This window comes from Streptomyces sp. CB03238 (assembly GCF_002099185.1).
Classification (GTDB): domain Bacteria; phylum Actinomycetota; class Actinomycetes; order Streptomycetales; family Streptomycetaceae; genus Streptomyces.
This window is the reverse complement of the sequence record NZ_NBCN01000044.1, coordinates 1-14,295: the sequence shown is the minus strand read 5'-3', so window position 1 is coordinate 14,295 and position 14,295 is coordinate 1. Positions and strand designations below refer to the sequence as shown.

The window sequence follows — 14,295 nt, the reverse complement described above, 5'->3', positions numbered from 1 at the left end:
GTCGTCTCACGCCTGCCGCACCGAGAGCAGGTTCTCCAGCGAGCGGACGAACTGCTCGAGCCCCGGATCGGCCGCCGCGTACGCCCCGGCCGCGTCGATGAGCCGCCTGGCTCTGGACAGTTCCTGGTCGCCGATGCCGAACGCGGTGAGCAGGAACTGCGCCTCCACCGCGTCCAGCCAGGCCAGGAATCGGGGCAACCCGTCGTTCCGCAGCTCCGTCACATCCGTGTAGCGCGGATCCTCGCCCATCTCCGGGTACAGTTCCAGCGCCCGGCCCACGTGGCGGGCGGCCCGCCGGCCGCGGTGCCGGGCCTGCTCGACCTCGGACAGCGAGCCCAGCGCGTCCGGCGAGGGCTTGGCCGCACCGAGGGCTCCGAACGACCGGAGGGCGAGCAGATACTCGTGCCGCGCCAGCTCCTTGGCGAGCTCGCCGCCAGGCGCCGTACGGGCGAGCCCGGGCCGGACGAGGGCGTCCACACGGCCGAGCAGCTCGTCCATCCGCCGCTGCGCGTACGGCTCCTCCCGCAGCCGCTCGATCCAGCTCCTGCTGGTGAAGAGCAGGGCGCGCAGCAGGCCGTGGTTGTCCGGGTCCAGGAGCAGCCATGACTCCAGGACGTCGATCGTCTCCGCGAACCTGCCCTCGGCGACCGCCGCGGGGACGCCGTCGAGCAGGTCGCGCACGAGGCGGTCGCGCGCCTCGGCCACGATCGCGTCCGGGAAAGCGGAGCCGGTCACCAGCCGCACGTGCCGCCGCGCCCGGCCGGGATCCGTGAGCCGCAGCCGGGCGGCCAGGGTCAGGTGGGGCTCCAGCAGGTTGTACGGCAGCCGCGTCCTCGCCTCGGCCACGATCTCGTCCGGCACCGGGACACCCATGGCCTCGTCGAGGCGCTCGTGCATCCGCCGCCAGAACTCCGGCTCCCCGTAGAGCTGGGCCCAGTGCCGCAGCGCCTTCTCGAAGTGGCCGAAGGCTGCGTCGTCGCCGGCCGCCTCCAGGTCGTACGCGCAGGCGTGATGCGCAATGGCGAGGTGGTGGACGACCTCGATGTCGTCGCCGTCCTCCTGTTCCCACAGCCGGATCGCCGTAGGGGTCCACGGCTGTAGCTCTCCGCCCTGCCACAGCGCCTCATAGGCGGACGCCGGTTCGGCGGGGAGCAGCGCGGAGAACTCGGCCCGCGGCCGTTCGGGCTCCGCGGCCAGAGTCTCCAGCTCGCGCCCGGCGGGTGTGGGTTCGTCCCCGGGGGCGGTCGGCGTGGGCCCGGCGGGTGTGGGTTCGCGCCCGGGGGTTGTCGGCTCGCGCCCGCCGGGCATGGGCTCGCTCCCGGCCGTCATCGGCTCGTCTCTTCCCGGCTCCGGCGGGCGAAACCGCGGCCCAGCTCCGTGCCTGCGAAGGCCGTCGCCATCGCCTGGTACGTCACCCGGCACCGGCGCCTGCCCAGCCCCACCATCGCCATCGCCCGGGCCTCGACGACATCCTTGCGGAGCAGGGCCAGCTCGGTCGCGAGGAGGTAGACCTCGGCGACCATCGCTGTGTCCGGCAGCGCCTGGTTGATGTCGAGCGCCTCGCGCCGCAGCTCGTGCGCGAGTTCGAGGTCGCCGCGCCGCATCGCCGCTCGGATGTGTGCCACCAGCTCCTCGGCCCGCTGCTGCGGCATCGGGATACGGGGCGGGGGCGCCGGGGCGGTTTCGTCCAGGGCGCGCAGGAACGCGCCGGCGTCCGGGTACCGGTCGGTGGCCAGGGGACTGAGCGCACGCATGACCACCGCTTCGAGCGGGTGGCCGCGCAGCTCCGGGTTGCGGGTGCCGGGCGGTTCCACGTCGCGCAGCCTCAGCCGTACGAGCGTGTCGATGTCGGTCCGGCCCCCGTGCCCCGGCGCGGCAGCCCGGAGCTGGTCCTGGCGCGGGAGGCGGCCGGTGAGCATCTCGTAGCAGATCAAACCGAGGGCGTAGACGTCGGCCTCGGGGCCCGCGTACTGCAGCTGCAGCACCTCGGCGGGCAGGTACCACGACGTCCCGCCGGGAGCGGGAGTGCGGCGCAGCAGCGTGCTGACGCGGCGCGCCAGCCCGAAGTCGCCGATCTTGAGCGAACCCGAAGCCGAGACAAGGATGTTGCCCGGCTTCAGGTCCAGGTGGACGACGCCCCGCTCGTGCAGGAAGGCGAGGCCCTGGCAGAGCTGGAGCGCGTGGTCGCGCACGGTCGCAGCCGGGAGCTGGCCGCCGCGCAGCCGCCAGGTCAGGTCGCCGCTGGCCAGTTCCGTCACCATGTATGGCCGTCCCGTGCCGCCGCCCTCGACGCCGGCGTCGTAGCAGGTGAGGAAGCGGTCGCGGACCACCGGATCCGGGCACTCGGCCACCACCCGGATCAACTGCAGCGCCTCGCCGAGCAGTTCCGCCACCGGGACCGCGGGGTCGGCGTGGAAGAGTTTGACGGCCACCTGCCGGAGCGAGTGGCCGAGGACGCGGAGCTCGGCCCGGTGGACCGTGCCGAACGCGCCCTGCCCGAGCGTCTCGTGCAGCAGGTAGCGACCGTCGAGCAGCTCAGCCACTGATGTCCACCACCGACAGCCGCTCACCGTCCAGCAGGATCTGCACCCGCTCGACGGACTCCCCGCGGGTGTCGGCCTCGTCCAGCAGCCGCAGCAGCGGAGGGAGGACGCCGTCGATGTAGCGGTTCACGCCGCGGGCGGCCTCCTCCCGGCGCCGCGTCATCGCCAGTTCCGCGATCCGCGCCGCCATGTCCTCCTTCCAGCACAGCTCCACCCCGAGCTGCGCGGCCACCTGGGTGGCCTGCCGCCTGAGCCCGCCGAGTGCGATGGCTTCGAGCTGGTCCTGCCGGAACGGCTCGAAGAGGACCACCTCGTCGATCCGGTTGAGGAACTCAGGCCGGAAGAACCCCGCCATGATCCGCCGCACGTGGGCGGTGGCCTCCGGCTCCTCGCCGGCCCCCGGCTGCGCCAGGTCGGCGAACTCGGCGGCGCCGAGGTTCGAGGTGAGCACGATCACCGAGTCCCGGGCGTCTCGCACCGGTCCGGCGGGGTCGCTGATCCGCCCCTCGTCCAGCAGCCGCAGGAGGGCGTCGAGCACCCTGCCGTCCGCCTTCTCGACCTCGTCGAAGAGCAGCACCCGCCGGGGGTTGTCGCGCAGTCCGTTGGTGAGCTTGCCTTCGCCGAAGCCGACGAAGCCGGGTGGGGCGCCGATGAAGTTGTTCATCGACTCCTTGGTGTTGAACTGCCCCATCTCGAAGAAGAGCACGTCACCCTCGGATCCGTACACGACCCTGGCGAGCGCGCGGGCGGCCAGGGTCTTGCCGGTGCCGCTGGGGCCGCAGAACAGGAACCTGCCCAGGGGCTGCTCCTGCAGGCGCAGGCCGCGCCTGAGCGACCGGGTGATCATCTCCAGGGAGGGCGCCAGGCGGTCGATGACCGCCTCCTGCCCGATGAGGCGCTCGCGCAGCCAGTCGAGCGACTCGTGCAGCGACGGCACGTGCACTGGAGCGTCCGGCTCCTGCGCGGGGGGCTCCTCGTAGTACTCCTCGGCATAGCGGCGCAGCCGGGTGACGTCGATACGGGTGCTGCGGAGCAACCCCGCGGCCAGGCCGGCCGGAGTGTCGAGCAGCGCGGCGAGCAGGTCGCGCTCGGCGACCAGGTCACTGCCGCGCTGCTCCGCGACGGCGGCCGCCTTCTGAAGCGTACGCGCGAGTGGTTCCTGGACGTTGTCGCGGGAGAGTTCCCCGCCCGGGCCGGACGAGCCAGGACCGCCGCCCGCGAGGGACGTCATCTGGACGCGCAGGACGCGAACGTCCCGGCGCAGGAAGCTGCATCCCTGCTCGATCAGGCCGTTGGGCACCTCGGCCATAGCCCGCAGCATCTGCGCGGTGGTCAGCAGGCCAGGTCCAAAGCCGCTCTCAAGCGCGGCCATCGCGGACAGCACCCGCCGCGCGCCGGGGCTGAAGCGGTCGAGCAGCAGCCGGCCGTCGTCCCCGAACACCTCGCGCGCCCGGGCCGGTTCGGCGCGGCACTCGCGGACCCACTGGTCGAGGTCGGCCCGGGCGTACACCCGCAGCAGCAGGGCGGCGGGCGGTTCCAGGCGGGGCAGGACCGCGGCCAGCAGTTCCCGTTCTCCGGCTCCGGCAGGCAGCGCACCGAGCGCCTCCCGCGTCGCCGCGGCGGCGGTGCGGTCGGTCAGCTCCGTCGGCGGCAGCCCGTCGCGCGGCGGACTCTGGGTGCGCAGCGCATCCACGAACGCCTCCACGGGGATACGGCTCCGGCCGAACAGCCCCGCGGCCACGCTGCCCGGCACCCGGCCGAGCGCGATCAGCAGGTGGGACGGCTCGACGTGGGCGGCACCGGTTTCGACGGCCGCGGCGACGGCGCCGGAAAGGCGGTCGGTCGCCGCCAGCAGCGCCGGGTCCAGCCGGTCGATCCCAAGGTTCTGCAACGTCAGTCCTCCCCCGAAGGCACCTCGCCGTGTGAAGCGCTCCTTGCATCTGTTACCCGTGTCGGGCTGCCAATACTGGTATATCGGCGCATTCTCGGGACCCCTCCCGGAACGGGCCTGATACCCCCGTCCAAGTGCCGGACGAGCCAAGGCAGCATATGCGTGACACCATAGATTTCGGGATCGGTCTCGGAGTCGCCGGCAGTGCCATCGCGGTGACGGAGAAGGGCCGGGCCCGCGTCCTCAAGAACAGCGACGGCAGGGACCGCACGCCGTGCGCGGTATGGATGCCGCGGGAGGGCACGACTCACGTCGGCCGCAGGACCCGCGAGCGGGCGGTGTCCGATCCGGACGACGCCTACGCCGAGTTCGGGCTCCGGATGGGCGCGGCCGGTGCCGTATACCGTTTCCGCCGGGCGGGTGTCTCGCTCCCCCCGAGCAGCTGTCCGCCGGGGAGCTGAAGTCGCTACGCCAGGACGCCACGCACGAACTGGGGGAGCCGCCGGCGGCTGCCGTGATCACGGTCCCGGCGGGCTGCTCACCGCACCAAGCCGGCGCCACCTGCAGAGCGGCGGCGCTGGCCCGCCTGGGCGACGCGCGCCCCCTGTTCCCCGAGCTGGTCGCGGCCGCGCGCGCCTACGGCGTGGACGGCGCCCTGGGCTCCGCCCACCGGCTGGTCTTCCACAGGGGCAGCGGGCAGTTCAGGGCCGCCGTGGTGGAGGAGCAGGGCGGGGAGTCCCGGGTGCCGGGGCACGCCGGCGACCCGCACCTGGGCGAGAAGAACATCGACCGGGACAACGTCGAGAACTGCTGGTGACGGTCGTCGAACGCCGGCTGGAACTGCGGGAGTTCGTCCGCGGCAACGCGCGGTGGCGGACGAACTTCGCCAAGCTCCTCATGGCAGCGCAGGAGGCCAAGATCGAACTGTCCCGGGCCCGGCCACGGAGTTCTTCGTCGATCTCCGGGACGACAGCGACGACGACCAGATGTTCGCATACACGCTGACCCGCGGCGCCCTGGACCACATCGCCCTTCTCTTCTACACCCGGGCGATCGACCTGTGCCGCAAGGCGCTGGCCGACAGCTCGCTGCGCCCCGACCAGATCGACCGGCTGCTGCTCGTGGGGGGCGCCACGCTCGCCCCCCGGCCTGCGTGAGCTGCTCGCCGACCCGTGGCAGGGGCTGGACATCCAGCTCGACCACAGCCAGGACCCGTCCACGGGCGCCGCCATCTACGCCGGCACCGTACGCATCCCCGTACGGCGCCCGAGCCCCGCTGCCACCGACGACATCGCCGGCCTGCTGCGTGAGCTCCGGGCCGCGCCCGGCCGCTGCGAGAGCCTCCTCGTCCGGAGCGGGCGGGAGGAGGCGGACCGGTTCAGGACGCTCGTGGGCCGGCTGCAGGTGACGGTCGACCGGTTCGAGGACGTCCACGGCCTCGACGGCGGCACTCACGCCTCTGCCCTGATTCGCCAACTCCCTCAGCGGGTAGGGCAGTTCGAGGGCACTCTGATCGGGGAGCCCCGGCGGTGAACACCTGGAATCGATATGCTTCGGGACCCCTCCCGGAGCGGTGCTGCCATAGTCGTGCGGGACGGGTCCGACACGACCGAGGGGGCGCCATCGCAGTGGGCGCCAAGAGGGGGGTATGTGAAGCGGAGAGACACGCAGGACCACCTGGCCGGCTGGTACCGGCAGTGGAAGCACCCCCGGGAATTCCGCATCGCCCCGGAACGGCTGGACGCCGGCCAGCGCGAGCGGATCGCCGGCCACCTCGCCGTACTCGACACCGCCCTCGCGGACCTCGAATCCGCCGAAGCGGCCGCCCGCCGGGCCGCCGCGTCCGCCGCGGCGACCCCGAAGGCGCAGGAATTCGACACCGCCCGGCTCGCCGAGGCGGCCACAGGCGTGTGGAAGGCGGAGCGGAAGCTGGGGCGGCAGGACGACGGGCTGGGGAAGACCTCCAAGACCTCCCGGCAGATCAGCCGCAGCCTGCGCACGGCGCGTCAGGCGCTTCAGGAGGGGGTCGAGCTCAAGATCCAGGACCACGACGGGGACGACTACGACCCCGGCCTGTCGCTGAAGGTCCTGTCGTTCGAGGACGACCCGGCCCTCACCCGTGAAGTCGTCCGCGAGACCTTCCTGCCCTCAGTCTACTTCCGCGGACGCCTCATCCAGATGGGTGAGGTCGTCGTCGGCAGGCCGCCTCTTCAATGACTCGCACACGCAGCCGATCGCGGAGTCGGCAGGGGAGATCAGATGAGTGAGACCATCGATTTCGGGATCGACCTCGGGACCACCAACAGCGCCATCGCCGTGGCGGAGAACGGCCGATCCCGGATCATCAAGAACAACGAGGGCTGGGACTACACCCCGTCCGCGGTATGGATGCCGCGGACGGGAATGACCCACGTCGGCCGCAAGGCCCGCGAGCGGGTGGAGTCCGATCCGGACGACGCGCACGCCGAGTTCAAGCTTCAGATGGGCGTGGCCGGCGCCGAGTACCGCTTCCGCCGGGCGGGTGTCTCCCTGCGCCCCGAGCAGCTGTCCGCCGAGGTGCTGAAGTCGCTGCGCCAGGACGTCGCTTCACAGATGGGGGAGCCGCCGGCCGTGGCCGTCATCACGGTGCCCGCGGCGTTCGCGCTGAACCAGTCCAGCGCCACCGGCAAGGCGGCGGTGCTGGCCGGGCTCGGGGAGGACTGCCCGCTGCTGCACGAGCCGAACGCGGCGGCGCTCGCCTACGGCGTGGACAACGCCGCCGAGTCCGCGCACTGGATGGTCTTCGACCTGGGCGGCGGCACGTTCGACGCGGCAGTGATGAGCAAGCGGGACGGGGAGCTCCAGCTGCTTCAGCACGCCGGCAACCCGCACTTGGGCGGGAAGAACATCGACTTGGCCATCGTCGACGAGCTGTTGGCGCCGGCCGTCGAACGCGACCTCGGGCTGCGGGAGTTCGTCCGCGGCAACGCGCGGTGGCGGACGAACTTCGCCAAGCTCAAAGCGGCCGCCGAAGTCGCCAAGATCGAACTGTCCCGGGCCGGTTCGGCGGAACTATTCGTCGACCTCAGGGACGACAGCGGCGACGAGCAGATGTTCACGTACACGCTGACCCGCGGCGCTCTCGACGACATCGCCCTTCCCCTCTACACCCGGGCGATCGACCTGTGCCGCAAGGCGCTGGCCGACAGCTCGCTGCGCCCCGACCACATCGACCGGCTGCTGCTCGTGGGGGGCGCCACGCTCGCCCCCGGTCTGCGCGAGCTGCTCGCCGACCCGCGGGACGGGCTGGGCATCCAGCTCGACCACAGTCAGGACCCGTCCACGGTCGTCGCCCGCGGCGCCGCCATCTACGCCGGCACCGTGCGCGCCCCCGCGACGCGGCCGCGCCCTCGCGCCGGCGAGTTCACCGCCGACCTGCACTACGAACCGCAGTCGCTGGACACCACCCAGGTCCCCGTGGGCGGAACGCTGCACAGCAGCGGCCAGGTGGACTGGACCGGCTACAGCGTCTCCCTGCACAACCGGGACGGGAACCCGGCCTTCCACGGCCCGCAGGTCGCCCTCAACGCGAACGGCGCCTTCTACACCACCGTCACCATCACCCCGGACACCAAATCCCGGTTCACGGTGGAGCTGACCGACGGCTCGGGAGTCCGGCAGAAGCTCACGCCCGACACGCTGTCCATCACACACACGAACACACTGGCGCCGGGGCCGGTCCTGACGCACTCGCTCGGCATCGGCACGCACGACGGCACCTTTGCCCCGATCGTCCGCAAGGGGGCGGCGCTGCCGACCGACGGGAGCAACACGTTCCACACGACCATCGCCCTGACCCGGGACAATCCTGACGCGGTCATCCGCATCCCCCTCCTCGAGGGCGAGGACGCGGAGGCCAAGAACAACAAGCAAGTCGGCGTGGTCACATATCGCCGCAGTAACCTGCGCTACGACCTTCCGGAGGGCAGCGAGGTCGAAGTGACCTACGAGGTCCGCAAGATCGGGCAGGCGAGGGCCATCGTGGAGACGATGGGCGTGGAGTTCGAGGCCGAGGTGCGGCTCGAGGGCGCCCGGCCGGAGCACGCGGAACTCGTGGCCGAGCTGCGCCGCCTGGAGCAGCGGGCGGCCGAGCTCACCGAACGCGTGCGGGAGGCCAGGGCCACCGCAGCGCAGGCCGTCCTGCGGGAGCTGTCCGACGAGACGGAGCGGCTCCGCACGAAGGTCGATTACGCGGCCACCGACATGAGTGCCGCCCTGGAATGCGATCAGCACCTTCGCGACCTGCACGCGCGGCTCGACCGCGTCGAGCGCGAGGCCGTCGAGGCACCGCGGCTGATGCTGGAACTGGGAAACGTGCTCAAGGAGTGCGAGGGCCTGCTCCGGCGCGGCGGCGGCGCGGCCGAGCGGCAGGAACTGGAGCGCCTGCGCGGTCAGGCCAACCAGGCCATGCAGAACGCTGACATCGCCCGTCTCGAACGGCTGCTGGAGCAGGCGCGGGACCTCTACGTCGAGCTGAAACGCGCCACCGGCGAGCTGGAGTACGAACAGTTCAAGGAGCTGTCCCGGATGCGCCACGTGATGACGCCTCGCAACGAGGCGGACGCTGTGATCGCGCAGGGCAAACGTGCTGTCGCCGCCCGCGATCGGGATGCCCTCATCGGCGTCCTCCAGCGGCTCTACGAGATGCTGCCCCCGGATTTCACCACGCCGGGCGGTCCGATCGAGGGCGGGGTGGTCCGCCGGTGACTGCGACGGAAACCGCGCCCCAGACGGTGCCCGAGCCTCACACGGACCGCGACCCCGCCACGGAGCTGCGCGTCGAGCTGACCGTGGCCCAGGCCACCGCGGCCGCGCGCGCCGGCGACCTGGACGCGGCGCTGCGCGAGCTGGACCGCTCCGACGACCCCGCCGTCACCCGGCACCGCGACGTGACGGACCTGCGGGCCCGCGTGCACGCCCAGCGCGGCGAGCTGGAGGACGCCGAACGGTGCTGGCGGCAGCTGCTCGACGAGCACCCGCGCGACGAGTCTGCCGAGGCCGGCCTCGCCCGGATCCGACGGTTCCGGCGCCGGGGCCCGGCAGCCGCCCTCGCCCGGGCCCGCCACCGTGGCCGGCCCGCCGTGGCCGTCGTCCTGTGTGCCGGAGCGGTCACGGCGGCGGCCTGGTCCCTCGCCACCCAGCTGCCGTCCGACGCCCGGGAGCCGGTGTCCGACTCCGCAGCCGTAGCACGCGCCGAACAGGACGTACGGCAGGAACTGAAGGAACAGCGCGAGCGCGCCGCCGCCGCGGCCGAGGCCCGGCGTACGAAAGCGCTCGACGCGCTCGTGCGGGTGGTCCGGACGCCGGGGACCCGGGTGGAGCGGCACGAGGACTCCGTGGAAGTGGTCTTCGAGCAGGGCCTGTTCTCGCAGGGAGCCGAGCTGACCGATGCGGGGGCCGCGCAGCTGGCGCGGGTGGGTGAGCGCCTCGCCGGGCAGCGGAACCTGCGCGTCGAGGTCCTCGGGCACATCGCCGACGTGCCCGGCGCCCCCACCAACGGCGGCTCGCCCACCTCCCTGTGGCGGGCCATGACCGCCGCCCGCGCGCTCAGCGACGCCAGCGGCCGGCCGCTCACCGGCTTCCTGGTCGCCTCCGCCGAGCAGCGGGACGCCCCGCACGACACCGACGCGGCGAACCGGACCGTCACGGTGGTCCTGACCCCGCACACCGAATCGTGACACGGCAAGAGCGCCGTAGAACTCGCAGCACCTGGGAGGACGCCTTGCCGAACGGCAGCGCACCGGTGGCCATGGAGCGCCTTCGCGAGCTCACCGTCCCCGAGCTCTATCAGCGCAACGCCTTCAGGCTGACCGGGATCTCCACCACGGCGACGCGCCGGACGATCCGTCAGCAGAAACAGCACATCACCACCGCCGCCCGCGCCGGGGTGGACCTTCCCGCGGGTGAGCTGCCCGTGCCGGGTGGACGGAGCGCGGAGCAGTACGCCGCCGCGTTCGACATCATCGACCATCCGCAGCGCCGGATCGTCGACGAGCTGTTCTGGCTCTGGGACGCCCCGGACGGTGACTGCGGTTGCGACCACGAGCTGCACCGGGCGCACGACGCGGCCGTACGGGCCCATGCCCGGGCCCTGGACGAGGAGCTGTCGGGCCGCGCGGCGCCGGCCGAGGGGGAGGGCAGCTGGGGGGCGGCCGCCGCCGGCTGGCAGCGCGCGCTCGGCTTCCCCGGCTTCTGGGACCATCTTCGCCACCGCATCACCGCACTCGACGATCGCCGCCTGGACCCCTCGGCCCTGCCCGTGCTCGAAGGCGAGGTCTGCCGCACCCTGGTCACGCCCTTGGCGGTACTCGCGGCCAAGGCGGCGTCGCCGCAGCGGATGATCGGGAACTTCGGCGCCTGGTCGTGGGCCGGCGAGCACCTGCTGGGCGAGGCCGTCGAGCAGCAGCTGCGCCCGGAGCTGGACGCCGTGCGGGCCGTCCTGGACCGCGCCCGCGACCTGCACGCCGAGAACACCGTCCGGGCGGTGTCGATTGTGGAGAAGGAGGTGGTGCCGCAGCTGACCAGGCTGCGCGCCTTCGACACCGACGGCATACGGCGCCCCGTCGCCAAGCTGAGCGACCGGACGGCGCTGCTGCTGAACAACTGCGTCATCTCCTCCGGCGCCGGCACACCGCTTCCCGCGGGGAAGGACTCCAGGCTGCTCGAACTGGCGCTGGCGCTGGCCGAGACGGAGGAGACCAGCAAAATCGTCACAGACAACCGGAAGTACCTGGTGCTCGGCTCGGCCGTGAAGTCGCTGGAGAAGGTGCGCAGGTTCCTGGACGAGCAGAAGCCCGGGCGAGCCGCCGCGGAGCTCAGGAAGCACGTGCTGCCGCAGCTCACCGAGCTGCGCCGGAGCGAGGACAGAGAGAAGCGGCAGAGCGCGGCCAAGCTCGCCGACGCGACGGCGGTCCTGCTCAACAACTGCGCCGTGGCGCTGTCCCCCGCCTCCAAGCCCTCGCCCGCGCGGGAGAGCTTCGACCTGCTCGACGAGGCGGCGAAGCTGGCGGGCACCAGGAAGACGCGCAAACTCGTCAGGAAGAACCGCCGCCAGCTCACCCAGCACTCCCGCCTCGGCCCGTACGTCGTGGTGCTCGAGGCGACCCTGTCCGGCCTCAAGAGCGCGCAGGAGCTGCTGCGCGGCAACAAACCGGATCGCGCCGCCACAGAGCTCACGGAACGCGTGGTGCCACGGGTCAAGGAACTACGCGGGAGCACGACGTGGAAGTTCCGGTTCGCCGCGTCCAGGCTCAGCGATCAGACCGCAGTCCTGCTCAACAACTGCGCCGTGGCGCTGGTCCCCGAGGTCACGGCGCCTAAACAGCGGAGCATCCGGTTGCTCGAAGTCGCCTTGACCGTGGCCAAGAGGCGAAAGACGCACAGACTCGTCACGAAGAATCTCACCGGGTTCCGCTATGCGGAACGGATGTACGGGAACGACCCACCGTCAGGGTTGTCCGGGCTCAGGTGGTCGAATCCGCTCGCTGACTCGCATCGATACGACGACTGGCAGCTGTCCCATCTGCCGCCCTCCGTACGCGAAGCGCTGAAGCGTCTGTCACCCGAACAGCGAGCCGAGTTCCTCTCGCGCTACCGCGACATGCTGTGACTTCGTACGCAGCCCGAACTCCGCCATGTGCTCAGCCCGTTGGGTGACTGCGCAGAGGTCTGCCCGTCAGCCTGTCGGCGAAGGCACGCCGTCCGTCCTCCTCCGTGGCTGGAGTCCCTGGGGGCGTCATCGCTGAGGCGGTGGGCGCAGCACTTCGGGAGCCGGATTGCCGTTCTGCTTCTTCAGGTCGGCCAGGGAGGTCAGGGCGGGCCGCGGACAGCCACAGGAGCTGGCCCCGGTCGTCGGTGATCGCGCGGCCGGGTGCGGATCAGGGGGCCGTCGATCAGCACGACGTGGCCACCCTTTCGGGGACCTTCTTCAACGCGCGGTCCAGGGCTCGGCCCGCGTCGCGAGCAGTTCGATCACCTCCATAACCCAGCGGCGCACCGTGGTCGCGGAGATGTTGTCGCCGCCCGCCATGTCGGCAAGCCGCTGGTCATGGCGCAGGACGGCGAGGACGATCGTGACGATCCGTCCGGGCGGCGGCTTGCCCCACCTGGATCTCACGGTGCGGGGCGAGAGCCCCGAAGGAATCACCGATACGCGCTGTGCAAGGGGGTGGCGGTCGGCGACGCGGTGCTGCGCGTCCCGGGCCGCATCTATGAGGCCCGGACTCTCATCTCGGACCAGCGTGTGGACGCCTACGACGCTGAACTCGCCCGCAGCGGCCTGGAGGATGGGGTCGTATACCAGTGAGGGCGGGTTCAATGGGGGGTGTACGTCGTAACCGACCCCGACGGTGATCAGCTTCCCGCCCGGTCACGTGGAGGAGTTCGAGGACGCGATGCCGGGAGCAGAGGGCCTGCATCGACGTGCGGATGCGAGCCCAGGGGGATGCGGCGCCGCTCCCACCATCCACGCGGTGTTGTCTGGTCGGAATGGCCCTCGCGGCCGTGCTGGGACTGCTCGCCTCGTACACGTCGACGGGGGAGGACTCCGGACGTTCGAAGGAAACGCCGTCGTGCTCACCCGGCACCTCGGTATCCGTAACCGCCCCGGAGTCCGACGAGGAGATGACACGGGTGGAAGGCCCGCCACGACGACGCGGTTGAGGAGCTGGGACGAGCCGGCGTGAAGGAGGATGACACCGTAGTCGAGCACGTGAGCCTGTTGACGAAGCTGCCCAGGGATGTCGCTGACTGCCAGGTGTGCGAGCAACGGTCCTGGCCGGGGGAACCCCCTGTTCCCGGGGGTCTCGGCGACGGTCGAGGTCGGGCTCGCCCGGCGAAGGCGGATTGTGATGAGGCAGCCACGGCGGAAAACCGCAGCAGGGCGCGCCGTGCGACGGCCCCGGCATCATGCTCCTGGGAGATGAGACATGGGAGTGCACGGGACAACCGGGTAAGTGGCGGTGGCAGGCACTGACTCAGGGCGGTGCCCAGCCGATGACGCCCGGTGTGCTCGGGACCGCTCCCGAGCACACCGTCCTACGCTCCCAGACGAGGCCACTACCGGGGCCGGGGCCGCCTCTGCAGGGGACAGCGTCGCGGATCAGCGGACGTAGCGGCATCCGACTCGGTACCGAGGAAATGGAGACGGGGACGGGGATGGACGACGCACCGTTTGAGGAACGGCGTACGGGACGCGAAGAGCGGGCAATGCTGCAAGCCCAGGGTCGAAGCTTGTCGGGACCGATCGATGGCGCCTACGACTGGTCGACCATCGCACCTGTGTGGGGAAGGCTGGCATCCTTCTTCGTGGACCTCATCGTCGTGTTCCGTGGTGTGTATCTTTTGGTCCTTCTCGGCGGATATGGTCCCGTCTTCCTGGCGATACTGCCACTCCCCTTCCTGCATTCGCCTCTCCTCATGGCCGCCCGCCCGGGCGGAACCCCCGGAAAAATCATTTTCCGGATGCGCGTCATCCATCGATACACGGGTGAACACCTGTTATACGGAAAGGCGCTGTTTTTCGCACCGCCTGGGGCCGTTCCTCGTATACGGTCTTGTCGCAACCACTGCAAGACTGGCAGCCGTACTCCTCCTACGGGCAAACCAACCCCGTACTCACTGTCGGCGGGATCATCGTCCTGGCAGTAATCGGCCGTGTCATTCGTAATGATTGGCACTGCGTGAATGACAGGCCTGCATACCAGTGCCGCCATGACGAAAAGGTCGACTCCCTGGTAATCCGCCGGTAACGCCTCCGCCGATGCATGCGATGTGCCGGGGTTGGTGTCAGTGGAGTGGTGTCAGTGACGGCATGTCAGGCCG

The 14,295-nt window shown here is 71.3% G+C and carries 11 protein-coding genes; 7 read left to right on the top strand and 4 right to left on the bottom strand.

Translation table 11 applies throughout. The features are described 5' to 3' along the window. Nucleotides 1–6: 6 nt before the first annotated feature. From BKD26_RS37885 to BKD26_RS37875, 3 genes are read right to left on the bottom strand one after another with little or no spacing between them, the layout of a single operon-like run. Nucleotides 7–1,329, bottom strand: a complete 1,323-nt coding sequence (locus BKD26_RS37885) for a hypothetical protein (RefSeq protein WP_084907664.1) — start codon at nt 1,327–1,329, stop codon at nt 7–9. Then, the gene (locus tag BKD26_RS37880) at nt 1,326–2,543 is read right to left on the bottom strand and encodes a serine/threonine-protein kinase (protein WP_179166864.1); all 1,218 of its coding nucleotides are present in this window, start codon (nt 2,541–2,543) and stop codon (nt 1,326–1,328) included. Before BKD26_RS37880 ends, BKD26_RS37885 begins: the two co-directional genes overlap by 4 nt. After that, on the bottom strand, nt 2,536–4,434 hold the full coding sequence (locus BKD26_RS37875; protein ID WP_084907660.1) for an AAA family ATPase: 1,899 nt from the start codon (nt 4,432–4,434) through the stop codon (nt 2,536–2,538). The genes BKD26_RS37880 and BKD26_RS37875 overlap by 8 nt, the downstream gene beginning before the upstream one ends. A 158-nt stretch (nt 4,435–4,592) precedes the next feature. On the opposite strand from BKD26_RS37875, the gene BKD26_RS42190 reads away from it, so the two are divergent. From BKD26_RS42190 to BKD26_RS37850, 7 genes are all read left to right on the top strand, one after another. Further along, entirely contained in the window at nt 4,593–4,895 is a 303-nt protein-coding gene (locus BKD26_RS42190) for an Hsp70 family protein (protein WP_107418138.1), read from the top strand. Continuing rightward, complete coding sequence (locus BKD26_RS42185) at nt 4,835–5,251, top strand: Hsp70 family protein (RefSeq protein ID WP_277622447.1); 417 nt, start codon at nt 4,835–4,837, stop codon at nt 5,249–5,251. Before BKD26_RS42190 ends, BKD26_RS42185 begins: the two co-directional genes overlap by 61 nt. Nucleotides 5,252–5,420: 169 nt before the next feature. After that, the gene (locus BKD26_RS39630; protein ID WP_107418137.1) at nt 5,421–5,591 is read left to right on the top strand and encodes an Hsp70 family protein; all 171 of its coding nucleotides are present in this window, start codon (nt 5,421–5,423) and stop codon (nt 5,589–5,591) included. A 493-nt stretch (nt 5,592–6,084) separates the two neighbouring features. After that, a complete protein-coding gene (locus BKD26_RS37865; protein ID WP_084907657.1) occupies nt 6,085–6,651 on the top strand; it encodes a hypothetical protein in 567 nt (188 codons plus the stop codon). A 42-nt stretch (nt 6,652–6,693) separates the two neighbouring features. Further along, complete coding sequence (locus BKD26_RS37860; protein WP_084907655.1) at nt 6,694–9,180, top strand: Hsp70 family protein; 2,487 nt, start codon at nt 6,694–6,696, stop codon at nt 9,178–9,180. After that, nucleotides 9,177–10,151 (top strand): hypothetical protein, encoded by a 975-nt coding sequence (locus tag BKD26_RS37855; protein ID WP_143662787.1) that lies wholly within the window; start codon nt 9,177–9,179, stop codon nt 10,149–10,151. Before BKD26_RS37860 ends, BKD26_RS37855 begins: the two co-directional genes overlap by 4 nt. Nucleotides 10,152–10,195: 44 nt before the next feature. Further along, complete coding sequence (locus BKD26_RS37850; RefSeq protein ID WP_143662786.1) at nt 10,196–12,082, top strand: hypothetical protein; 1,887 nt, start codon at nt 10,196–10,198, stop codon at nt 12,080–12,082. Between the two features lie 318 nt (nt 12,083–12,400). On the opposite strand, the gene BKD26_RS40755 is transcribed toward BKD26_RS37850, so the two are convergent. Next, nucleotides 12,401–12,589: a hypothetical protein gene (locus BKD26_RS40755; RefSeq protein WP_179166862.1), complete on the bottom strand. Its 189-nt coding sequence runs from the start codon at nt 12,587–12,589 to the stop codon at nt 12,401–12,403. Nucleotides 12,590–14,295: the final 1,706 nt, after the last annotated feature.

Excerpts from the sequence above, each read along its gene's own strand:
- BKD26_RS39630 (WP_107418137.1), top strand. The coding sequence starts at position 5,421 with ATGTTCGCATACACGCTGACCCGCGGCGCCCTGGACCACATCGCCCTT.
- BKD26_RS37860 (WP_084907655.1), top strand. The coding sequence starts at position 6,694 with ATGAGTGAGACCATCGATTTCGGGATCGACCTCGGGACCACCAACAGC.
- BKD26_RS42190 (WP_107418138.1), top strand. The coding sequence starts at position 4,593 with ATGCGTGACACCATAGATTTCGGGATCGGTCTCGGAGTCGCCGGCAGT.
- BKD26_RS37885 (WP_084907664.1), bottom strand. The coding sequence starts at position 1,329 with ATGACGGCCGGGAGCGAGCCCATGCCCGGCGGGCGCGAGCCGACAACC.